The 21,862-nt window shown below is 64.9% G+C and carries 17 protein-coding genes; 6 read left to right on the top strand and 11 right to left on the bottom strand.

Annotated features, from left to right (window positions below):
• Window positions 1-6: 6 nt before the first annotated feature.
• The 3 genes from IE125_RS01180 to IE125_RS01170 form a co-directional block, all read right to left on the bottom strand.
• Window positions 7-1,068: a zinc-binding metallopeptidase family protein gene (locus tag IE125_RS01180; protein ID WP_189442762.1), complete on the bottom strand. Its 1,062-nt coding sequence runs from the start codon at window positions 1,066-1,068 to the stop codon at window positions 7-9.
• 110 nt (window positions 1,069-1,178) lie between these two features.
• Window positions 1,179-1,589, bottom strand: coding sequence for a hypothetical protein (locus IE125_RS01175; RefSeq protein WP_189442761.1), 411 nt, complete (start codon window positions 1,587-1,589; stop codon window positions 1,179-1,181).
• A gap of 120 nt (window positions 1,590-1,709) precedes the next feature.
• The gene (locus tag IE125_RS01170) at window positions 1,710-2,315 is read right to left on the bottom strand and encodes a Yip1 family protein (protein ID WP_229808860.1); all 606 of its coding nucleotides are present in this window, start codon (window positions 2,313-2,315) and stop codon (window positions 1,710-1,712) included.
• 307 nt (window positions 2,316-2,622) lie between these two features.
• Between IE125_RS01170 and IE125_RS01165 the strand changes: the two genes are divergently transcribed.
• Entirely contained in the window at window positions 2,623-4,332 is a 1,710-nt protein-coding gene (locus IE125_RS01165) for a proline--tRNA ligase (RefSeq protein ID WP_189442760.1), read from the top strand.
• A gap of 15 nt (window positions 4,333-4,347) precedes the next feature.
• A complete protein-coding gene (locus IE125_RS01160) occupies window positions 4,348-4,983 on the top strand; it encodes a lytic transglycosylase domain-containing protein (RefSeq protein WP_189442759.1) in 636 nt (211 codons plus the stop codon).
• Window positions 4,984-5,008: 25 nt separating this feature from the next.
• Here the strand turns inward: IE125_RS01160 and IE125_RS01155 are convergent, their stop codons facing one another.
• Both IE125_RS01155 and rfaH read right to left on the bottom strand, forming a co-directional pair.
• Window positions 5,009-5,524, bottom strand: a complete 516-nt coding sequence (locus tag IE125_RS01155) for an FKBP-type peptidyl-prolyl cis-trans isomerase (protein ID WP_189442758.1) — start codon at window positions 5,522-5,524, stop codon at window positions 5,009-5,011.
• Between the two features lie 101 nt (window positions 5,525-5,625).
• Window positions 5,626-6,162 (bottom strand): transcription/translation regulatory transformer protein RfaH, encoded by a 537-nt coding sequence (gene rfaH, locus IE125_RS01150; RefSeq protein ID WP_189442757.1) that lies wholly within the window; start codon window positions 6,160-6,162, stop codon window positions 5,626-5,628.
• A 217-nt stretch (window positions 6,163-6,379) separates the two neighbouring features.
• On the opposite strand from rfaH, the gene IE125_RS01145 reads away from it, so the two are divergent.
• Window positions 6,380-7,777 (top strand): AmpG family muropeptide MFS transporter, encoded by a 1,398-nt coding sequence (locus IE125_RS01145; protein WP_189442756.1) that lies wholly within the window; start codon window positions 6,380-6,382, stop codon window positions 7,775-7,777.
• A 251-nt stretch (window positions 7,778-8,028) separates the two neighbouring features.
• Here IE125_RS01145 and IE125_RS01140 read toward each other — a convergent pair whose 3' ends face one another.
• Complete coding sequence (locus IE125_RS01140; RefSeq protein WP_189442755.1) at window positions 8,029-9,849, bottom strand: SEC-C domain-containing protein; 1,821 nt, start codon at window positions 9,847-9,849, stop codon at window positions 8,029-8,031.
• A 132-nt stretch (window positions 9,850-9,981) separates the two neighbouring features.
• Between IE125_RS01140 and IE125_RS01135 the strand changes: the two genes are divergently transcribed.
• From IE125_RS01135 to IE125_RS01125, 3 genes are read left to right on the top strand one after another with little or no spacing between them, the layout of a single operon-like run.
• A complete protein-coding gene (locus IE125_RS01135; protein ID WP_189442754.1) occupies window positions 9,982-11,895 on the top strand; it encodes a hypothetical protein in 1,914 nt (637 codons plus the stop codon).
• Between the two features lie 4 nt (window positions 11,896-11,899).
• Window positions 11,900-13,882: a DNA topoisomerase III gene (locus tag IE125_RS01130; protein ID WP_189442753.1), complete on the top strand. Its 1,983-nt coding sequence runs from the start codon at window positions 11,900-11,902 to the stop codon at window positions 13,880-13,882.
• A gap of 2 nt (window positions 13,883-13,884) precedes the next feature.
• Entirely contained in the window at window positions 13,885-14,760 is an 876-nt protein-coding gene (locus IE125_RS01125; RefSeq protein WP_189443167.1) for a ketopantoate reductase family protein, read from the top strand.
• Between the two features lie 141 nt (window positions 14,761-14,901).
• Here IE125_RS01125 and IE125_RS01120 read toward each other — a convergent pair whose 3' ends face one another.
• The 5 genes from IE125_RS01120 to ppc all read right to left on the bottom strand — a co-directional run bounded on the left by IE125_RS01120 (window position 14,902) and on the right by ppc (window position 21,660).
• Window positions 14,902-16,335: a sugar porter family MFS transporter gene (locus tag IE125_RS01120; RefSeq protein ID WP_189442752.1), complete on the bottom strand. Its 1,434-nt coding sequence runs from the start codon at window positions 16,333-16,335 to the stop codon at window positions 14,902-14,904.
• Between the two features lie 48 nt (window positions 16,336-16,383).
• Window positions 16,384-17,070 (bottom strand): nucleoside/nucleotide kinase family protein, encoded by a 687-nt coding sequence (locus IE125_RS01115; protein ID WP_189442751.1) that lies wholly within the window; start codon window positions 17,068-17,070, stop codon window positions 16,384-16,386.
• 371 nt (window positions 17,071-17,441) lie between these two features.
• The gene (locus IE125_RS01110) at window positions 17,442-17,753 is read right to left on the bottom strand and encodes a chaperone modulator CbpM (RefSeq protein ID WP_189442750.1); all 312 of its coding nucleotides are present in this window, start codon (window positions 17,751-17,753) and stop codon (window positions 17,442-17,444) included.
• Window positions 17,750-18,742, bottom strand: a complete 993-nt coding sequence (locus IE125_RS01105; protein WP_189442749.1) for a DnaJ C-terminal domain-containing protein — start codon at window positions 18,740-18,742, stop codon at window positions 17,750-17,752. The genes IE125_RS01110 and IE125_RS01105 overlap by 4 nt, the downstream gene beginning before the upstream one ends.
• Window positions 18,743-18,975: 233 nt before the next feature.
• Window positions 18,976-21,660, bottom strand: coding sequence for a phosphoenolpyruvate carboxylase (gene ppc / locus IE125_RS01100; RefSeq protein ID WP_189442748.1), 2,685 nt, complete (start codon window positions 21,658-21,660; stop codon window positions 18,976-18,978).
• Between the last annotated feature and the right edge of the window lie 202 nt (window positions 21,661-21,862).

The raw sequence follows: 21,862 nt of genomic DNA, 5'->3' as shown, positions 1-21,862 counted from the left end.
CGTGGTTCAGTGAACCGCGCTACGCGTCACGACCTGGTGTACATAGTCGAGCTTGACCTGAATCTCCGGCGTGATGACGACTGGCACCACGTCGAGCAGCCCCATCTCCCGGTTGAGCTCGTTGAGTGCCAACCCGACCTGCTGATAGGCCAGCACCATACCCGCGATGCTGCCGTCATGCTCACCGCGCCTCAGGCCCAGGCCATCGGCGGTGTCGAGCACGGCGACGATGTCCTGATAGGCGGCAAACGTTTCGGCGAAGTCCTCCCACGGATGCATCGTGGCGTACGCCGACACATGCCGCTGCTGCCAATCCGGCGCAGGCCCTTGTTCGTAGTAGCGCTCCAGCGCTTCACCGTAGGTGGGGTTGTCATGATCGCCAAAGACCTCTCGACTGCGCGCCTCGTCCTGCCCCTTGATCAGCAGATCCCAGTAGTAGTGACCGATCTCGTGGCGGAAATGACCGATCAACGTGCGGTGAGACTCGTTCATGTCGACACGCAGCCGCTCTCGCTCCACGTCGTCGGTCTCCATCAGGTTGATGGTGATATGCCCATTGGCGTGGCCGGTGTAGACCTTCTCCCCGCTGCCCGTCGAGCGCCAGAGACCGGCATCCGGTAGCGCATCCGCCATGAACGAGAACGTCAACGGCAGCGGCGCATCGTCCTGGGGCGCGGGATGCGGCAGGCCGATGAGATCGAGCGTGTAGAACAGACGTCGCTTGGCGGCCTCGAGCGCTGCCCAGCGTTCACGGTGGCCGTCGATGGAGAGATCGGGGATGACGACGTTATGTCGGCAGCAGTCGCAGAGCCCACCGTAGGCGGCGTGATCCTCGGGCGTCTGCATTCGATTGCAGACACCTTCACTGGCGTAATTGAAGCACTTGACCAGCGCAGTACCACAGCTCGGATTGGCACAGCGATAACCGGTCTCGCCATCCGGCAGCATCGCACTGATCGTGCGACAGACCGGGCACCAGCCCACTTCCGCCTGACAGACAAGACACTGGGTATTGTCGAAGAAGAGTCGACTCGGTGACTCGCAGTGATGACATTCGAAGGTCCGCATGTTCGCCTCCTTGGCGAGAAAACCTGCCGTGGAACACACCACCACCTGGCGCGATGCCGGCTCTCGGCAACGCGCCAGGGCGTTGACTCCAGATTAGCAGACCCGTCGAATCAGGAATCCAGCTTCGCTTCGGTAGAGATCAGTGCCAGCGCCTGCGACAGCGAATCAGGCCGCTCCACCTGCACGGCATCAGCATCGAAATGGCGACCGCTCCGAGTCTCGATCATCGCCATCAGCGAGGGCTGGTCGAGACCCGCCTCTATCGGCATCGAGTCGATGGCGGCGCCGTCGCGCGTCGGCAGGTAGATGGTGTTGTTGGAGAAGTCGACGGCATAGGCCACGACCCCCGGCACGATGAACAGCAGAAGCCCCAGGCCATCGGCGATCGCGATGGCGGGGTCCACCCGGCCGGGGAGCTGGCCCTTGCGCTCGGGATGAAAAAGCGTGCCGCAGCCGGACAGCGACACAAGGACGGAGAACAGAAGCGCGACCGCCAGGCCGCGGCGAGCAGAGGTCAACATCGGCAGAGTTCCGTAACGATCGATAACGCCGAGTAACCTAATCCAACGTCGCGCCGGCGTCCAGCGAGGCGCCGGCGCCTGTCCTCCTCGTCTCCGCCCTAGCTTCGGCGCGAGGCTCACTCAGACCAGTGTCGCGCCATACCCCCAGAGCAGTACCGTCACCGCCAGCAGCGCTTCGAGAACCAGAATCCCGATCGCCAAGGCAGCACTGGACGCACGCAGCCCTTCGTTGCGATCGATCCCCAGAAAGCTCGGCATGCCGGCGTAGACCAGATAGGCCGTGTAACAGAGCGCCACCAGTCCCACCAGCAGGCAGAGCCAGACCAGCGGATAGAGCGCCACGACGCCGCTCAGGAACAGCGGGGTCGCCATGTAGCCGGCGAAGACGATGCAGTGATTGAGATCCGGTCGTTCGGGATAGCGCCGCGCCAGCCAGTGGATCACGTTACCCATGATCCAGACCGCACCAAGAATCAGCGCGTAGAACAGCAGCGCCAGCAAGACTGCCGTTGACGCCGAGACACTGACGGTTTTGGCCAAGCCCTCCTGCGTGGTACCGAAGTGCCAGCCGATGGTCGTCGTGCCGATGAAAGCGCAGATGACGGGAATGGCTGCCATCAGCAGCACATGAGTACCGTAGAAGTGAGTGACACTCTCGTGCTCGCCGCGAATCTGCTGCCACTCCCGTCCAGGATGCGTGAGCAGCCCCCATACGTGATTGATCATGGCTTCTTTCCTCACCCCGCCGCGGGCCGCCAACGACGGTAGTCGGTGGACTATCGCTCGCTCGTCTTGCGGACGATGCCGAACACGACCCTATCAGCACTATAGATAAGCTGTCAGGAATGCGAGGTTGAACTTAGGTCGCACTGTCGGGGCCAAGCGGCAGCGCCAGCGTGCGCTTTTTGGCCAGAGCCCCTCCCCGAGGGCTGCCGCCATCTCTATACTGGCGGGCCCAGGATATCTTGCAGCCGCCATCGCACCGACGACGGACGGCTTGCTCCACGCCGCTGATTACAGGAAAGAACGCCCCATGCGTGCCAGCCAACTACAGATCTCGACCCTCAAGGAAACGCCGGCGGATGCGGAAGTCGTCAGCCACCAGCTGATGCTGCGTGCCGGCATGATCCGCCGCCTGACGTCGGGACTCTACACCTGGCTGCCGGTGGGCGTGCGCACGCTGCGCAAGGTCGAGAGGATCGTCCGTGAAGAGATGGACCGCGCCGGCGCCCAGGAAGTCCTGATGCCTGCCGTGCAGCCCGCCGAACTGTGGCAGGAGTCCGGTCGCTGGGAGCAGTACGGACCGGAGCTTCTCCGGCTCAAGGATCGCCACCAGCGCGACTACTGCGTCGGTCCGACGCACGAAGAAGTGATCACCGATCTGGTTCGCCGCGAGCTTTCGAGCTACAAGCAGCTGCCGACCAACTTCTACCAGATCCAGACCAAGTTTCGTGACGAGATCCGCCCGCGCTTTGGCGTGATGCGCTCGCGCGAGTTCATCATGAAGGATGCCTACTCGTTCGACGTCGACGAAGCCGGGCTCGCCGCCTCGTACCAGAAGATGTACGACGCCTACGTGCGCATCTTCACGCGTCTCGGCCTGGATTTTCGCCCGGTGCTGGCCGATAACGGCTCGATCGGCGGTACCGGCTCGCACGAATTCCACGTATTGGCCGACTCCGGCGAGGATGCCGTGGTCTTCTCGACCGGCTCCGACTACGCCGCCAACATGGAGAAGGCCGAAGCCACCACGCCGTCGGGAGCCGAGCGCGCCGCGCCAACGGCGGAAATGCACCAGGTCGCGACGCCGGGCGTCAAGACCATCGCCGCACTGGTCGAGAGCTTCGATTTGCCGATCGAGAAGACCGTCAAGACGCTGATCGTCCACGCGGCCGATGGCGGCCTGATCGCGCTCATGGTGCGCGGCGATCACCAGTTGAACGAGATCAAGGCGGAGCATCTCGACGGCGTCGCGGTCCCGCTGACCATGGCCGGCGAAGAGGAGATCCGCTCGGCCATCGGCGCCGGTCCGGGTTCCCTCGGCCCGGTCAACCTGCCGCTGCCGCTGGTCATCGACCGCAGCGTGGCGCTGATGAGCGACTTCGGCGCGGGTGCCAACATCGACGATCAGCACCTGTTCGGCATCAACTGGGAGCGCGACCTGCCCCTGCCGGCCGTGGCCGATATCCGCAACGTCGTCGAGGGCGACCCCTCACCGGACGGTCGAGGCACGCTCTCGATCACCCGCGGCATCGAGGTCGGTCACGTCTTCCAGCTCGGTCAGAAGTACTCCGAGGCCATGAATGCCACCGTGATGGATGACAACGGTCAGCCGGCCACGCTCTACATGGGTTGCTACGGCATCGGTATCACGCGCGTCGTGGCGGCGGCCATCGAACAGAATCACGATGCCGGCGGCATCATCTGGCCCGACGCCATCGCGCCGTTCCAGCTCGCGATCGTGCCGATGAATGCCCACAAGTCCGAGCGCGTGCGCGAGACCGCCGAGACGCTCTATCGACAGCTGAGCGATGCCGGCATCGACGTGTTGCTGGATGACCGCGATCTGCGACCCGGCGTCAAGTTTGCCGACCAGGAGCTGATGGGCATTCCGCACCGCCTCGTCATCGGCGACCGTGGCCTCGACAATGGCGAGCTCGAGTACAAGGGGCGGCGTGACAGTGAAGTGACCATGGTCAAGGTCGACGCACTCGAAGGCTTCCTGGCCGAACGTTTCGCCTGATCGCCACGTCAGCGGATGCGTTCTAGCGACCTGCATCAGCGCCCGACGCGGGGAACGCGGCGGGTGCTGCTGGCGCTGCTGACCGCTGGCGTTCTCGTCTCGGCGCTGCCGGCCGGCGCCGAGCCGGCGCGCCAGGAGACGCCGTCACCGGCCCTGCTGCGTTCTCTGGCCAGCGCGATGTCGGCCCCCGAGGCCGTCGGCGACACCTTCGACGCGCAGGTCTGGCTGCTCGATATGCAGTCGCGGCTCGCCCGTCGGCAGCCTCGGGCTTTCGCGTCTCGGGATGCGCGGCTCGATCTGCTCGCGCGGATTCACGCCGAAGCCGCGCGCGCCGGCCTGCCGCCGGAGCTGGTGCTGGCGCTGATCGATGTCGAGAGCCGCTTTCAGCCCGGCGCGGTCTCGTCTGCCGGGGCGCAAGGTCTGATGCAGGTGATGCCATTCTGGAAGGCGGAGATTGGCCGCCCGCAGGATGATCTCCACGACACCGCGACCAATCTACGCTACGGCTGCACCATCCTCGCCCACTATCTGGCCAGAGAGCATGGCGACTGGACACGGGCGCTCGCGCGCTACAACGGCAGCCTCGGTCTGACTGTCTATCCCGAGCAGGTCATGACGGCCTGGTTCTCGCGCTGGTGGGTCGAGCGTTAAGCGTCCTCATGGCGCCTCCGCTCGGCTACTGCTTCTTGTCCTCGACATCGGTGTGGGAGGTGCCCGGCGGCAACGGATGCCCCTTGGCGAGCTCCGCACGCGTGGCCTCTCTCACCGCCAATATGCTGATCTCGTAGGTCAACGTCTCCCCGGCCAGCGGGTGATTGGCGTCGACGGTGACTCGCTCTGCGTCGACGGCCACCAGCGTCACCGTGTGCGGCCCGCCCGGCCCCTGAGCCTGGAAGCGCTGGCCCGGCGAAAGCGAGGGCTCGGCGGGAAAGGCACTGCGCGGCGACTCGCTGACCAGTGCCTCGTCACGCTCGCCATAACTCTCTTTAGGTGACAGCGTGACGCGAAGCGACTGCCCCGCCCGCTGGCCGGCTAGCGCTGCCTCCAGCGCGGGAAACAGATTGCCGTGACCATGCAGATAGGCCAGCGGTTGCTGGCGCACGCGAGAATCATCGAGCGTGCGCTCGTTGTTGTCATGGAGGCGGTAGTGCAGATCGACGACGCGAGAAGGTTCGATGGCGAGAGAATCCATGCTGCGTTCTCCAACGGATGCGTGCGGGTAACGAAATACGTGCAGTTATGAAAAAGGAAGGTGCGTCGGCTCACGAAGCCAGCGCGCCCACCGCGGCGATATCAGCCGCCGCGCTTGCGCAGCGACTCGACCGGCAGCTCCAGGCGCTGCGTCTGCTGCAGCAGATTGAGCAGCACGATAGCGCGCTCTTCGCCCTTCTGCGCGTCGAAGACCGCCTGCAGCGCTCGAAAGGGCCCTTCGGTGATCTCGACGATATCCCCCTGGCGGTAGTAGACGTTGGCCCGTTCGCGAGTGCTGTCGGCCGCCATGCGGTCGCGCAGCGTCTCCACCAGGGCATCCTGAACGGCGACCGGCTCGTGGCCAAAGCTGACCAGCCTCAGCACGCCCCGCGTCGAGCGAATGGGCCGCCAGTTGCTGGCCATGCGGTCGAGCCGAATGAACAGGTAGTGGGGAAAGAGCGGTTCGGCCACCCAGGTCAGTTTGCCTCGGCGGCGCTTTTGCACCTCGAGCACCGGGTGGAACACCTCATAGCCCTGGTTGTCGAGATGTTCGCTGGCGCGGAACGACTCGCCTCCCTTGCACTGGATCACGTACCAGCGTGGAATCGAATCGCCGTCCTGTGTCGACTCGTCGGTCATGTTAGCTTTCCTGATCGCGGTCACTGCAGAGGCGTTCTACAGCGACAGTCCCTGTCACCGTCGGTCGCCGCGGGCGTGGATCACGGCGCAAGGTCGCGCGTCGACGCACGCTCGTTCGCACCATGCCGGACCGGACGCGACATGACCAATTAGAGTACCATTTTCACCTCGACACGTCCGCTCGCGCCGTGTCGTCGTCCATCGTTCGGGAGGTTGCATGCAACGCGAGCCACGTGACTGGCTGACATCATTGAGCGTCTATTTGCGCGCTCCCGTAGTGACGCTGCTGTTTCTCGGCTTTTCCGCCGGCCTGCCCTTCCTGCTGGTGTTCTCGACGCTCACCGCCTGGCTGGAGGATAGCGGCGTCGAGGTCGCCGCCATCGGCTTCTTCAGCTGGGTGGGCATGCTCTACTCGATCAAGCTGTTCTGGGCGCCGATCGTCGATCGACTACGCCTGCCGCTGATCGGCAACTGGGTGGGGCAGCGCCGCAGCTGGATGCTTCTGGGCCAGGCACTGATCGCCGCCGGGCTGGTCGGTCTCTCCAGCGTCGACCCGGTCGGTCACTTGCCGATGGTCGCGGGCTTTGCTCTGCTGACCGCCTTCGGCGCGGCAACCCAGGATATCGTCATCGACGCCTATCGCATCGAATCCGGCGAGCCGGAAATCCAGGCCGCCATGGCGTCGACCTACATCATCGGCTATCGCATCGGCATCGTGATGGCAGGCGCAGGCGCGCTCTATATCGCCGATGCCGCCTCCTGGTCCGCCGCCTATCTCAGCATGGCGGCGCTGGTTTCGGTCGGCGTGCTGACCGTGCTGGTGCGCCCAGAACCGCCGCGCCCCCGCGGTCTCACGACCGTGCTCTATCATCCGCGTGTCCGGCAGTTCCTGCGCATGAGTCGCGGCCGCCGCCACTGGCAACGCCAGGCCGGCGCCTGGCTGCTCGCGGCCGTCGTCTGCCCGATCAGCGACTTCTTCCAGCGCTATGGGCGGTTGGCGCTGGCGCTCCTGCTGTTCGTCGGCATCTATCGCATCAGCGATATCGCCATGGCCGCCATGGCCAACCCGCTCTACCTCAGCCTCGGATTCACCAAAAGCGACATCGCCAGCGTGACCAAGGTCTTCGGCGTACTGATGACCATCGGCGGTGGCCTGCTCGGCGGGATGCTCGTCGTGCGCTACGGCCTCGGGCGCATGCTGGTCACCGGCGCGCTGGCGGTCGCGCTGACCAACCTGCTGTTCGTCGCGCTCAGTCTCGGCGGCAACAGTCTGCCCCTGCTGGTATTGACGATCACCGGAGACAACCTGGCCAACGGGCTTGCCAGCACGGTCTTCATCGCCTTTCTGTCGAGTTTGACGTCGCGAACCTACACCGCCACCCAGTACGCGCTGTTCTCGTCGCTGATGACGCTGCCGGGCAAGTTCCTGGGTGGATTCTCCGGCGTCGTCGTGGCGGACACCAGCTACGCGACCTTCTTCCTGGTGACCTGCCTGCTCGGCCTGCCGGCCGCGGCGCTCGCCTGGTGGCTCAACCGTAGAATGTCGTCGCTCGACGCACCGGCCGGGAACGCAGACGCGTTGGAAAACGACCGCACCGAAACGTCGAGGCCCTGAGAGGGGGAGCGCCCCGCGGGCCAAGGAAGCGCTAAATAAATCGCCGAGCGAGATGAAGGACAAGGCGCACGGAACACAGACTCGAAGCAACGCGTAGAGAACGCCCGTAGGGCGGCCCGTCAGGGCAAGTTGCCGAAGGCAACGCGTCACGCGAGACATAACATGGGGTTAGGCGAGCCTTCGACCGAGCTGGCGCACCAGTACCGCGCAACGTAGTCATTCGCGCGTACAGGCATTTATGTAGCGTTTTCCTATCGCGCCACGCAGGGCTGCGTCGCCAGCCAAGTCAAAGCGCCATCGGAAGCCAGCCACTGATCGCGCATCAACTGCCGGTATTGCCAGGCCTCGGCGCGGGTGCCTGGCTCCGGCATGTCACCGCCGAGCCGCGTCGGCCGCGGGCGCTCCTCGCACAGCACCGGCACGATATAGGGATTGGACGCGCAGACATCGGCCAGGACGGCGCGCGCGTCGTCCTGTCGAGCCAGCCGATAGAGCGCCAGCACGCGCCCCATCTGAACGCCGAGCATGTCGGCGCCATCCGCTCCCTGCTCGCTGACCGTCAACGCCTGCTCGTCGCGCCCCTCGCGCAGTAGCTGATCGATGACCAGCTCGCGCAGCCCGAGACTGTCTTCCTCATCCAGCGCCAGCAGGCGCTGCGCGAGCCGTCTCGCCCGCTCGCCGGCGCCCCGCTCCATGCCGATGACGAGCGCGAGCCCGGTTCGCAACAGCGTGGCGTTGTCGGCATCGTGCCAGGAGAACGTGCCGCCGGCATCCTCGAGCTGCGCGAGCCAGACCTCGTAGCGCGCCGCCAGCGGCGTGAAGAAGGTATCGACCATCCACGGCAGGCTGCCAAATCGGCTCGCCAGGGCCAGCGCCAGCGCCTGCATGATACGCGGGGCATCCAGCCACTCCGGATTCGCGCACAGCGCCTGCAGCCATTGCGGTGCCGTTATCCAAGGGTCGCCGAGAAAACCGAGTGCGGCGTCCTCGTCGATCTCGATCTCGCAGGCGTCGACCCACCCGGCATACAGCGACGCCTCGCGTGAGCTTGGCTCGTAAAGCAGCGCCCCGTCGTCGGACCGCGCCAGCGCCAGCCGCGGAGGCCGGTGCTGGGAGTGGAGCAGCGCCTGCAGTGCCGTCAGCGGACCCGCAAGCGCCTCTTCGGAGTGGATTACCTGCTCCGACAGCGCCGCTTCCGGGTCGTCGGCGAGTTCGCTGATGAAGTCGAGCTGGTCGGGGGCGAGATGGTGCTGCCGAGTCAGCCGGCGCCACCAGAACGCCGCACGCTGGCGCGCCTTGTCGACGTTGCCCTCGTGCAGCAGCACCATCGCCTCGATATAGGCCAGCGACGGTGAATCCGGCAGCGTACGTTGCGCCCGCTGAAATGCATCGCGCGCACTGGCCAGATCGCCGCTGTCCAGATGCATCAGGCAGAGCCGCTCGAGCGCGGCACCGCGCAGAAAGTCCGGCCCGTCGCCGATGACGCGCTCGAGCAGTGCCGCCCGCTTGCGATGGAAGCCGCGCTCCTGATAGAGATCGACCAGGATCTCGAACGCCGGCTCGATCTGCTCGGCGAGCGCGGTCCAGTCGCGGTCTCCGGCGAACAGCGATTCCAGAATCTGCTGAGCGCGACCGTTGTTGCCGCTCTCGGCGGAGACGATGCCCGCCTCCAGCAGCGCCTGGGCCGGCGCCTTCTGGCTGGCCAGGGCTGCCTTCAATGTCTCGCCCCGCCACTCTCGCAGCGACAGCATCCACATCAGATGGTCGGGGATGACGCTCGGCATCTCGACGCGCGCACAGCAGTCCCGATAGAGCCGTCCGGAGTCACACCAGCAGGGCTCCTCCGGACGCGGCTCGGCGAGCGACTCGACGTCGAAGTCGCGTCGCACCAGCGGCGTCTGGTTCCAGATGATGGGAGCCAGCGCCTGCGCGAGATCGAGGCTGCCACCGCAGTGCTCGGCGCCTTCGGCGCGTGCCCATGCCATCATTGCCGGGTAGTGTTCGTTGGCGCGAATCGCCTCGAGGGCGCCGCTGGCGTAGCCCAGCAGCTGTTCGACCCAAGCGGTCAGCATGGCATTCCTCCCTTGAATGACTTCATCCTAGCACGCCGCGCAACCACGCTGGCGAGCGCTCTCCGAGGGTGCTAACTTAGCCGCCGTTTCATCGCATTTCTCCGACGCTCACCGCTGTAGAAAGGACGCTTCGTGCTGCTGCCGATTCCGTTTCGCCGTCGCGCCTCGATCACCGCCAGCGACACGCCGCAGGTTCGCCTCGAGCGAGAAGGCCGCGACGAGATTCGACGTATTACCGCAGCCGTCGAGAAGGTGCCCTGGACCGTCAGCCTGCTGCAGATTCTGTGGACCGCCGGGCCGGTCACGCTACTCGGCGCCTGGGGCGGCTATCTGCTCGGCTACGGCAAGGCACCGACGTTCGAGAACTACGTCTTCTTCATTTCGTTCACGGTCATCACCGGCGCCGCCGGTATCATCGCCAACCTGCTCAACCACCTCACCGGCGGACGTCGCCTGGAGCGCACTTCCAAGCGCATCGAGCGCGTCATCAAGACGCTGCCCGAGCTACTGCTGGCCACCCGCAATCTGATCGTCGAGAGTCTCGAGGGCGACGCGCGCAGTCGCGAGGCAGCCGCCATGCTGCTGCGCAAGCAGGATCTGTCGCCGGAGGGCGTGGAACTCGCCGCGCTCGAACTGCTCGCCGATCGCGAAAGCGCGCGCATCATCGGCCAGATCGATGTCTACCGCCGCGTCGGTCTGCATGCCCGCATCACCGACCTCGTCGCCATCTACCGCGAAGCGATCGAACCGCGCTTCAGCGAACTCTACGATCTTGCGCCCCAGGCCATCACGCTATTGCGCGAGCGCTTCGAGGGGCGTGCGCCCGACCCTCGCTACGGCGTACCGCGAGATGAGCACTTCATCGAGCGCGTGATGGCGGCGATCGAGAACGACAACGACCTGCTGATGACGCTGCAGGATGTCGAGGAGATGGTGATCCTGGCGTTCGAACTGATCAGCGGCCGCGAGATTCCGGTGCTCTCGTTCGAGTACCGCGGCCGCTGGAAGCTGGCGCGCGCGTTCGATAGCCTCGAGGAGGCGCGGGCACGCCACCGCATCGCGCAGGCAACCGGCCTGTCGCGGCTCAAGGCGCTCAACACCTATCTGACCGAGCAGTCGGTCGTCCCGGTCGCGGAGAGCGTCGCCGGCCAGCGCGCCGACGCCCTTCTCGCTCACAGCGTCAGCGCCATGGATGAGCTGAGCGAGCGCATTCATACGCTCGCTCACGCCATACAGACCGGGCGCAGCGAAGACCGCCAGACGCTACGCGCCCAGGCCGAAGTGCTGACCAACGCCATCAAGCTCTACAAGAGCGTCTCCACCGCCTACGAGACGGTCGGACGCAGTCATGCCCATCGCCTGCGCATGGCCGAACGCTGGGAAGCGGTCAGCGCCAATCTCTCCGATAGCACCACTCGGCTCCGCCTGGGCCCCGGCCGTCGCGGTCTACGTATTCGAGAGAGCAAGATCGCCCTGAACGACGAAGCCAAGGCGGAAGTCTGCAAGGTCCTGGGGCGCTATCTGGAGAAAGCCAATATCGGCACGCTGCGCGAACGCCTGCGTCAGGCCGAGCGGGATACGCGTTTGAGCGTCGGCGTCGATCGCGCCAAACGCGTTGCCGTCGAAATCTTCCTGGCGCTCGAGCCCCATGTGCATCTGTCACGCCCGGCCGTCCAGCGCGCCATCAACAGCTCCAATGCTGCCGATTTCGGTCAGCTCGAACCCAACCTTTCCGCAGCGGCCAAGGCGGCGATGGGGTCGGCCATGGTGCGCGAGATCGAGACCGATCTCTCGCGAACGGCCGAGTCGCTGGCACTGGCGCTGGTCAGGCACTATCGCGTGGCCCTCGATCCCGCGGCGATGGCATTTCTTCAACGCCAGTACGGCGCCCGCGAGGCCACGCTGACCATGCTGACCAATCTCAACCTGGAGCGTGGCGACTCGCCGACCGTCAGCTATCTGAGCCTGGCACCACCCGCCGTCGGCACGCCTCATCGCCAGTGGTACCGAGCGCTGGTGCGCGCCCGCCGGCACTTGGAGAAGTGAAACCATGCGTCTGATCGTTGCCGAAAAGCCCAGCCTGGCTCGTGCGATTGCCGAAGCGCTGCCGACCCCAGCGACACGTCGAGAAGGCTATCTCGAGGCCGGCGACACCTGGATCAGCTGGTGTCTGGGTCATCTGCTGGAACAGGCGCCGCCCGAGCGTTACGACCCGCGCTACAAACAGTGGCGACTCGATGACCTGCCGATCGTACCGCAACGCTGGGAGTTGATGCCCCGCAGCCAGGCTCGCGGTCAGATTGCCGTGCTGCGCAAACTGCTCAAGCAGGCCTCCAGCGTGATCCACGCCGGCGACCCGGATCGCGAGGGCCAGCTGCTGGTGCAGGAAGCACTCGAGTACCTTGGCTGGCGCGGCCGCGTCGAGCGACTGCTGGTACAGGACTTGAACCGCCCCGCCGTGGCCAGAGCGCTCGGCAACCTCGAGGACAATGAGCGCTACCGGGCACTTTACGAAGCGGCGCAAGCCCGGGCTCGCGCGGACTGGCTCTACGGCATCAACCTGACCCGCGCCTGGACCCTGATCGGGCGGCAGGCAGGCTACGACGGGCTGCTCTCGGTAGGCCGCGTACAGACCCCGGTACTGGGACTGGTGGTGCGTCGCGATAGAGAGATTGCCGCGTTCGAGCCCAAGCCCTTTTACGTGGTGTGGGCCGACCTCGAAGTGGCCGAAGGTCGACTACGCGCCTGGTGGCTACCCGATGAGAGCCAACCGTTGGATGAACAGGGCCGCTTGCTCGACCCGCGTCCAGCACAGAAGCTGGTTCAGCAATTGCCCGGCGCCAGCGGCCATCTGAGCGAACTGGAGCAGAAACGCAAGCGCCAGGCCGCGCCACTGCCCTACTCGCTCTCCGCCCTGCAGGTGGATGCCGCGCGTCGTCATGGCCTTTCCGCCAAGCGCGTGCTGGACGTGTGTCAGTCGCTCTACGAGCGCCACCAGCTGATCACTTACCCGCGATCGGACTGCCGCTATCTCCCGCGCGCGCATCACCGGGAGGCTGCCCGGACGTTGCCATCAGCCTGCCGAGGCGATTCGACACTCAGCGCCTGGATCGACGCCGCCGACTTCAATCTACGCTCCAAGGCGTGGGACGATGCCAAGGTCGGCGCCCACCATGCGCTGGCACCGACCGGCCGGACGGCCGATATGAACAAGCTCAGCCAGGACGAGGCCAACCTGTTTCGGCTGATTGCGCGCAACGTCATTGCCCAGTTCTACCCGGCGCTCGAGACTTTCGAGACGCAGGCAACCTTCGTCATCCTCGAGGAGCGCTTCCAGGCCAAGGGGCGGGAAATTCTCGAACCGGGCTGGAAGCCGCTGTTCACCACCCGCGACGAGGCCCCGCCGCTGCCCCCACTGACTCGCGGCGAGCCCGCCAAGGTGCTGGATGCAACCTGCGAAGAGAAGGAGACCCGGCCGCCAGAGCCGTTCAACGACGCGAGTCTCATCAAGGCGATGATGAACATCGCGCGCTATGTCGAGGACCCGGAAGTGCGCAGAACCCTGCGCGATACCGACGGCCTCGGCACCGAAGCCACCCGAGCGGGCATTCTCGAGACGCTGCTGACGCGAGGCTACCTGGTGCGCGACAAGAAAGCCCTGCGCGCGACTCGCACCGGCCACGCGCTGATCGATTCACTGCCCGCGGCCGCCACCCGCCCCGAGCGGACCGCGTTGTGGGAGCAGCGTCTGTCGGCGATGGCGGATAACCAGGATGCGCCGGCACCCTTTCTCACGGCACTCGTCGCGGACCTGCAAGGGCTTCTCGGCGAAGCGAGTGCATCGCGCATGAACGATGCGCTCAGGGCCGCCCGCCAGCGCGAGGCCCCGGAGGCGCCGGCCAGCCCCAAGCGAGGCACCAAACGTCGGACAAGCAGCCGATCGACGGCGAGCCCTAGGCGCCGGAAATCGGGCGAGTCGGCTTCCTCGACGTCTTCCTCGAATCGGCGCCGCAAGCCGAAGCGCTCCTCGTGACGATGGCACGCTGGATGATCGTCGGCGCCGGCGCGCTCGGCCGGCTGTTCGCCGCTCGACTGGCGTCTCGACACACCGTCACGCTGATCGGGCGATCCGGCCCCGTTCACCGGCTCAGCTGGCAGGGCAGCGGCGGTGCATATCAGCAGCTCGAGTTCGGTACCACTGACGGCGCGCCGCCCGATATCGTGATGATCGCCACCAAATCCTACGATGTGCTAGCCGCGCTGGAGCCGCTGACCGAGCGGATTCCCGCCACGACACCACTTCTGCTGATCCAGAATGGATTTCATGCGCAGCCGCGCCTGCACGACCTCTGGCCCGGCCCGGTGCTCTGCGCCACGACGACCGAAGCCGCGTATCGGCCGGCGCCGCCGAGCGAGTTCGACGTGGTCCACGCAGCGACCGGGCACACCTGGATCGGCGATCTGGCGGGGTGCCATCTACCGCTGTCGGCGCGGGTCGCCGACGCGCTGGTTGCCACCGGAATCACAGCCACGGCCTGTGCCGACATCCGCCAGCGCCTATGGCAAAAGCTTGCCATCAATGCCGTGATCAACCCGTTGACCGCGCGCGACCGCGTTCTCAACGGCGCGCTCCTGGCGCCGGCCTATGATTCAGAGATCGCCTCTCTGGTCGGTGAAATCGCCGATCTCATGGCTGCGGAGTCGATCGCACCCCCCGAATCCGGCTGGCGAGCCCTTGTCGACGGTGTTATCGACGCCACCGCCAACAACCGCTCGTCCATGCTGCAGGACCGGCTCGCCGGACGCAGAACCGAGCGCGACGCCATACTCGGCCCTCTGCTCGACGCCGCCAAACGCCATCACCTCAAGGCGCCGGCGCTGAGAACCCTCTTGCACCAGACGCCCGATTGAGGACGCGTGGCATGCCGACGCCACTAGTACAACAGCGATCCGTCGCAGAAGGACCAGCCGCCGCCAGTGCCTGGCGTGAAAACACGTTGGCCGGTCAACGGGACCGGCCAACGCAGAAGTGGCTTTCGGGCCATCATGGCGTCATCTGGGGATATCGGCAGCCGCCTTTGCCCCCTGCTGGCCGGCGTCGCCCTTGGCACGATCCGCGGGGAAGAAGATGCCCTGCTTGAGATCGTTCTCGATCTCTTCGAGCGAGCGCCCCATGGTTTCCGGCACGTAGCGCACGATGAAGACCAATGCGATCGTGGTGATGACGGCATAGAGCCAGAACGTGCCCGAAGTCCCCAAGGCACTGATCAGCGAAAGCGTCGTCAGCGTCACCAGCAAATTGAAGACCCAATGGCTCAACGCGCCCATGCTGGCCCCCTTCCCGCGCACGAACAGCGGATAGACCTCGGCGTTGATCAGCCACAGGCAGACCCCGAAGCTACAGTTCAATGCCATGTAGATCGCGAGGCACGCGACCAGCAGATATTGACTGAACGCGTCTTCCGGCGCGCCACCAATGAACAGTACGCCCATGATCACCAGCGCCACCGCGGAGCCAGGCACCATCCAAAGCAGGAAGCGCTTGCGGCCGATGCGGTCGACCAGAAAGATACCGAGGATCGTCGCCAGGTTGATCAGCACCGCGCCGCCGATTGCCGCCAGCACGGAAGCACTGTCGCCGAACCCGGCCTGACTCAGAATCGTCGGCGCATAGTAGATCAGCGCGTTGTTGCCGGTAATCTGCGAGAACATCGCGATACCCACCCCGGCCACCAGCGCCGGGCGAATCCAGGGCTGGAACAGGTCTCGCCATGTCCCTTCCGGGCGCGCGGAGACCTCCTTGATCTCGTCCATTTCCGACTGCGCACCTTCGCGGGAGGAGCGCACACGTTCGAGAATCGCCAGCGCCTCCGGCTCACGGCCCTTGCCCACCAGCCAACGTGGGCTCTCCGGCAGGACCAGCATACCCAACATCAGAATGACCGCCGGCACGATGCCGAGACCGAACATCCAGCGCCACTGCTCGCCGAGGCCATAGCCGACCAGATACGCCACCAGAATGCCGAACACGACCATGAACTGGAACATCACTACCAGCTTGCCGCGATGCTGGGGCGGCGTCACTTCTGCGATGTAGACCGGGATGATCTGGGTGGCGCTACCGGCCGACAGGCCAAGAATGAAGCGAGCGGCAATCAGCATGCCCACGCTCGTCGATATCGCCGACATCACCGAACCGACGATGAAGACCGCGCCGACCAGCACGATGGTGCGGCGCCGGCCAAGATGGTCCGACAAACGGCCCGTACCCACACAGCCGAAGATGGCGCCGAGTATGATCGCCCCGGTCACGAACTGCTTGAGCGTGTCGTCCAGCGCGAACTGCTTCGATAGGCCCAGCAGTGCCACGCCGATGATCCCGGTGTCGTACCCAAACAGCAGACCGCCCAGGGCGGCGACGATCGAGACCAGGACGACAAGTCCCTTCCCCTTGGGGCCGCGATTGGCGGCGGTTTTGGTGGTCATGTTTCGCTCCTTGAAACCTTGGCTTCTCTCGGATGAATCCATCGACGATCAGGATGTCTTGAAATCGATACGATGATCGCTCCACCACAGCAGGCGATCGGCGGTGCCAGCGGTCGCCTCTATTCTCTCGGCGTTGGGCGCATCGGTATTGGCAACCCACTCCCGCGCTTCCCGCTCACTACGCCCGAACTGCATGTGTCGCGCCACCAGACGCTGCTCTCGCACCTCTCTGTCGACATCGAGATACCAGACTTCGTCCAGACACTCACGAACCTGCGGCCAGGGTGCGTCGTTCAGCAGCAGATAATTGCCTTCGGTGATGACCAGAGGTATCAACGGATCGACGGCGATACTGGCAGCAATCGGCTCCTCGATCTCGCGGTAGAAACCGGGTGCGTAGACGACCTCTTCGCTGCCATGACTGTCCCGAATGCGCGACAGAAGATGGCGATAACCCCAGGCATCGAAGGTATCCGGTGCGCCCTTGCGCTGCGCCCGACCGAGCCGCTCCAGCTGGCGATTGGAGAGATGATAACCGTCCATGGGAACGACCTGGACCCGCTCACCCAGCGCAGCAAGCAGTGCCGCCGAAAGCGTACTCTTGCCGGATCCCGGGGCACCGACCAGCCCGAGAATCCGGCGTCGAGATGAATCGATTAAGCGGCTAGCCGCCTCCAAAACCTCGGGTGCGATATCAACAGATAACGCCCGAGTTTCTATCGTGGTTTTACGCATGAAATGAGCCGCGAAAAAGATGACAATTGCGCTATCGTAGCACGCTCATTTTATGCGGCAGAGTGAAAATTCTGCGACCCGACTTTTGTCGTAATTTTACTAAAACCGAGCCGAATTCACGTCTGAAATGATCGATAAAAGGATCAACAGATGCAATCATCACAACGCAAGACATCTGCCTTGATGTCGCGTTTCGACGAGATTTCCGAATCAGCGCCGATGCGCACTCGCGCCGACGTCTAACCGTCCATCATTTCCGCAAACGTCAGCGCACGATCCCCTGCTCGAGTGATGACCTGCAGAGACCAACGACCAAGATCCCGTAAGGCATGCCCCTGCATGCCCCGATAACGCAGCGGGGACACGTTCGATCAGCCGCGATCGCCGAGCCGACGTCGCAGATCATTCAGCTCCTCGAGCAGCTCCAGCGCCAATGCCGCGCCTGCCAGATTCACGCCCAGATCACGTTGTAGCCGCTGAACGGTCCTGACCCGATGGAGAGAGCCACCATAAAAACGCCACTGCTCCCGATGGCGTCCTTCGGGCGTGATGATGCCTTCATCGATCAGTTCGACGATCCACTCCGCATGAACGGTACACGCCCGACAAATATCGCCTAGCGTCATCACGGGGGCCTCATCGAGGTTCTCGACCCGTAGATGGGTGATATCTCGCGTCGTCATGATCGATCTCCTTCAGACTGATCCATCCATTCTGGCCGCGGGTCGAAACCGCTGACTTCCGCCAGCTGGCGGTAGGCGGCGGCGATCCGCTCGTCATCCGCCGCTGGCTGCACCGCTTTGAGCACGACGTAGCAATCTCCCGGCGACGCGCCCGGGATGCCGCGCCCTTTCAAGCGCAGCCGGCGACCGGCGGCTGATCCGGCCGGCACCTTGAGGTCGACCGCACCCTCTGGCAGCGGGACCGTCACCGTCGCGCCGAGGGCGAGCTCCCAGGGCGCGACGGGGAGATCGAGCGTGACGTCGCGCCCGTCGACCCGGAAGCGCTCGTGCGTGGCAAACTCGATCTCGAGAAATAGATCGCCGGCGGGGCCTCCTGCGGCGCCCGGCGCGCCTTGACCACTCAAGCGAATTCGCTGGCCCTGCTTGACGCCTTTGGGAATCCGCACTTTCAGCGTGCGTTGATGGGGTTCGAGATGCCCTGCGGCATCCCACTGCGCTGACTGCAGCGTCAGCGTGCGCGTGGCACCGCGGTACGCATCCTCGAGATCGATGGTGACCTTCGCATGATGGTCTTCGCCGCGCATTGAGGAGCGGCGGCGCGCACCGGCGCTGGCGCGCCCCTCGAATCCGCCGCCGTGGAATCCCCGCCCCTGACCGAACAACGACTCGAAAAAATCGCTGAACGCGGCGCTATCCTCCTGGGTGTAACCACCACCGCTGAACTCGAACCCGCTATCCCAGTCCGGGGGCGGTCGAAAATCTTCTCCCGCCTGCCAGTTGCGGCCGAGCTGATCATAGGCCGTTCGCTTTTCCGGGTCCTTGAGCACCTCGTAGGCCTCGCCGAGACTCTTGAAATGCGTTTCGGCGTCCGCTTCCTGGCTCACATCCGGATGGTACTTGCGCGCCAGCTTGCGATAGGCCCGCTTGATCTCTTCCTGGGTCGCATCACGCTCGACCCCCAGCACCTCGTAGTAGTCCTTGAACTCCATGCCGCACTCCAGCCCGTCACCGTCAGTCCATATGCATCCGTTTACTGGTCACCGTCGGTGTACTGGCGCTCTCGAGTGCCGAAGGCAGGCTGAATCACCGGGCAAGCCAGCATCGCCGAAACGGTTCGCCCTCTTTCACGGAGGGCGCTATTCAGTTATAGCACCGCTCGACTTCCGATACCGCGTGCGTCAAGGTCGCATGCCGACTCGATTCAGGCGCCGTTCACGGTCGATCACCCAGTGTTGCGCAACCCGGCAGCGATACCGGCCATCGTCACCATCAATGCCCGCGAGAGATCTGGCGGAAACTCGCCCCCGGCGTCCCGGTTGCGCTGCAGTAGCTCTGCCTGCAAGCCATGCAGCGGATCGATATACGGATTGCGAACGTCGATCGCCTGCCGGATCAGCGGTGTGTTCTCGAGTAGCGTCCGCTGATCGAGAATGTCGAGCAGAACCGCTTCGAGGTCCACCAGACGCTGGCGCAGCGACTGGCCCAACTCGCGAAGCGCCCGCGTATCGACCAGGCGCTCTTCGTAATAGGCGGCGATCTGCGGGTCCGCTTTCGCCAGCAGCATCTCGAGCATATCCAGATAGGTACCGAAAAACGGCCACTCCGCGCGCATCTCGCGTAGCCTCTCGAGCCCATCTGGCTGCGCGACCCTCGTGGCGAAAGCCTCGCCGCTGCCGAGCCACGCCGGCAGCATGAGGCGAGTCTGGGTCCAGGCGAAGATCCAGGGAATCGCCCGCAGCGTTTCGATCCCTCCCTGCTGGCGACGCTTCGCCGGACGCGAACCCAGCGGTAGCTGCCCCAGCGCCCCTTCCGGCGTCACGGCTCGAAAGTAGGGCACGAAGTCGACATTCTCGCGCACCACCTCCACATAGGCTCGATGGGCGGTCGCGGCGAGCTGGTCCATCTCCTCGCGCCATTCGGGTTTCGGTGCCGGCGGCGGCAACAGCGACGCTTCCAGCACCGCTGTCAGGTAGATCTCCATCGACCGCAGCGCGATATCCGGCTGACCGAATTTGAAACGGATCATCTCGCCCTGCTCGGTGACCCGCAGACTGGCATTCACCGACCCCGGCGGCTGCGACAGAATGGCAGCATGAGCGGGTCCGCCGCCTCGTCCCACGGTGCCGCCGCGACCGTGAAACAGCGTCAGCGAGACGTCGCGCTCGCGACAGAGCGCCACCAGCTTCTCCTGCGCGCGATACTGCGCCCAGGCAGCAGCCAGCTGTCCGGCATCCTTGGCCGAATCGGAGTAGCCGATCATCACTTCCTGATGACCGTCGATCAGCGCTCGATAGACCGGCAGTTCCAGCAGACGGGCGATGACATCGCCGGCGCGATCCAGGTCATCGAGCGTTTCGAAAAGCGGCGCGATCGGCAGCCTGACGCCCTCACCCGTTTCTTTCATCAATAGCGCGACCGCCAGAACGTCGGAGGGCTGCTGTGCCATGGAGATGATACAGGTGCCCAGCGTTTCGGGATGCTCGCGGCCGATGACCCGAAAGGTATCGAGCACCTCGCGCGTCGATGTCGAGCAGGTCCAGCGAGGCGGAATCAGCGGCCGCGGCGACCTCAGCTCCTCGATCAGAAAATCCTGGCGGCGCGATTCATCCCAATCGCGATAGCTGCCGACACCGAGCGCCTGCGTCAGCTCATCGAGGCACTCGGCGTGCCGCGATCCATCCTGGCGCACATCGAGCTTGGCCAGCGTCACGCCGAACACGGCGACGCGCCGCAGCGTATCGAGCAGCGCCCCGTGGGCGATCGTTTCCAGCCCCACGTCACACAGCGATCGATAGCAGGTCATCAGTGGTGCCACGAGCTGTTCCCGCGTCTCGATGATGTCGGCGGGCTCGGGCGTTTTGCCATCCAGACCTGCCCGAGCCCAGTCCCGCGTCGCTTCGAGCTGCACCGACAGTTGCTTGAGCAGCGTGCGATAGGGTTCGGCAGACGGGTGCTGGCCATCGCTCGCCGACTCGCCGATCTCGGCGCGCAGCGCGTCGCTCGCCTTCCACATCGAGAGCTCTGCCCGCAGCTGCTCGAGATCGCGCAGATAGAGATCCGCCGCCATCCAGCGCCCGAGAAGCAGCACCTCTTCGGTCACGACCGCCGTCACGTTGGGGTTGCCATCCCGATCCCCGCCCATCCAGGAGGCGAAGCGGATCGGCGCGGCGTCCAGCGGCAATCGCTCCCCCGCCGTCTCCAGCAACAGCGCATCGAGATCGCGATGAAACATCGGCACGGCATGCCACAGGGAGTTTTCGATAACGGCGAATCCCCATTTCGCCTCATCCACCGGCGTGGGACGCTCCCGGCGAATCTCGTCGGTATGCCAGGACTGGCTGATCAGCTCCTCGAGGCGATGCTGCGCCCGCCGAAGCACCTCCGGCTGCGCTCGGCTGGACTCGATGATCTGGAGACACTCATCGATCGCGTCGTACTTCTGGATCAGGGTGCGCCGGATCACTTCCGTCGGGTGGGCCGTCAATACCAAGTCGACCCGCATGGTGGCTATCGTTGCGACCAGTTCGCGCGGGGTGCGACCCGAGGCGACAACGCGTGAGAGCAGCTCGCCAAGATCCGGCTGGGTACCGGGCTTGTAGTCTTCGACGCGACGGAAGCGGGCACGGTAGTGCTGCTCGGCGATGTTGGAGAAGTTGAGAAACTGATTGAAGGCACGTGTGACCGGCAGGAGCTCGGCGTCCGGCAACGCACGCAGGTAGTCGATCAGCTCGCGCCGGTCTTCGGCTTCGGCGCTCTGCCTACCCTGCTTGGCTAGCGCCCGAATGGTTTCGATACGCTCGACAAACGTCTCGCCCAGATCGGCGGCGATCGTGCGTCCCAGGCTATCGCCCAGAAGACGAACGTTTTCCCGCAGCGACTCGTGAAGCGACTCCTCGAATGCACTCATGCTGCTCTCCCCATGCGCCTGCGTTCGTGGTGCTGGCTCGGCGAACGCGTTGCTGACGGCCGCGACAGAGGCCGTCATAACGCTTCAAGGGTTCAGCATAACGACACAGGCACTCCTGTCGACGAAAGCGGCATCGCCATTGGTCGAAGGCCGACATCGGGGAGCACGCCGGAAGGTCCGCGTTGGCGGCGTTAGCGGCGTT

Source organism: Salinicola rhizosphaerae, from assembly GCF_014652715.1.
Lineage (GTDB): Bacteria > Pseudomonadota > Gammaproteobacteria > Pseudomonadales > Halomonadaceae > Salinicola > Salinicola rhizosphaerae.
The sequence above is the reverse complement of the archived record's forward strand: the minus strand, read 5'-3'. Positions and strand labels throughout refer to the sequence as shown.

Coding starts and splice junctions, on each gene's coding strand:
- rfaH (WP_189442757.1), bottom strand. CDS start 6,162: ATGACCGACGAGTCGACACAGGACGGCGATTCGATTCCACGCTGGTAC.
- IE125_RS01130 (WP_189442753.1), top strand. CDS start 11,900: ATGCGTCTGATCGTTGCCGAAAAGCCCAGCCTGGCTCGTGCGATTGCC.
- IE125_RS01110 (WP_189442750.1), bottom strand. CDS start 17,753: ATGACGACGCGAGATATCACCCATCTACGGGTCGAGAACCTCGATGAG.
- IE125_RS01125 (WP_189443167.1), top strand. CDS start 13,885: ATGGCACGCTGGATGATCGTCGGCGCCGGCGCGCTCGGCCGGCTGTTC.
- ppc (WP_189442748.1), bottom strand. CDS start 21,660: ATGAGTGCATTCGAGGAGTCGCTTCACGAGTCGCTGCGGGAAAACGTT.
- IE125_RS01115 (WP_189442751.1), bottom strand. CDS start 17,070: ATGCGTAAAACCACGATAGAAACTCGGGCGTTATCTGTTGATATCGCA.
- IE125_RS01170 (WP_229808860.1), bottom strand. CDS start 2,315: ATGATCAATCACGTATGGGGGCTGCTCACGCATCCTGGACGGGAGTGG.
- IE125_RS01120 (WP_189442752.1), bottom strand. CDS start 16,335: ATGACCACCAAAACCGCCGCCAATCGCGGCCCCAAGGGGAAGGGACTT.
- IE125_RS01145 (WP_189442756.1), top strand. CDS start 6,380: ATGCAACGCGAGCCACGTGACTGGCTGACATCATTGAGCGTCTATTTG.
- IE125_RS01160 (WP_189442759.1), top strand. CDS start 4,348: ATGCGTTCTAGCGACCTGCATCAGCGCCCGACGCGGGGAACGCGGCGG.
- IE125_RS01175 (WP_189442761.1), bottom strand. CDS start 1,589: ATGTTGACCTCTGCTCGCCGCGGCCTGGCGGTCGCGCTTCTGTTCTCC.
- IE125_RS01180 (WP_189442762.1), bottom strand. CDS start 1,068: ATGCGGACCTTCGAATGTCATCACTGCGAGTCACCGAGTCGACTCTTC.
- IE125_RS01165 (WP_189442760.1), top strand. CDS start 2,623: ATGCGTGCCAGCCAACTACAGATCTCGACCCTCAAGGAAACGCCGGCG.
- IE125_RS01140 (WP_189442755.1), bottom strand. CDS start 9,849: ATGCTGACCGCTTGGGTCGAACAGCTGCTGGGCTACGCCAGCGGCGCC.
- IE125_RS01105 (WP_189442749.1), bottom strand. CDS start 18,742: ATGGAGTTCAAGGACTACTACGAGGTGCTGGGGGTCGAGCGTGATGCG.
- IE125_RS01155 (WP_189442758.1), bottom strand. CDS start 5,524: ATGGATTCTCTCGCCATCGAACCTTCTCGCGTCGTCGATCTGCACTAC.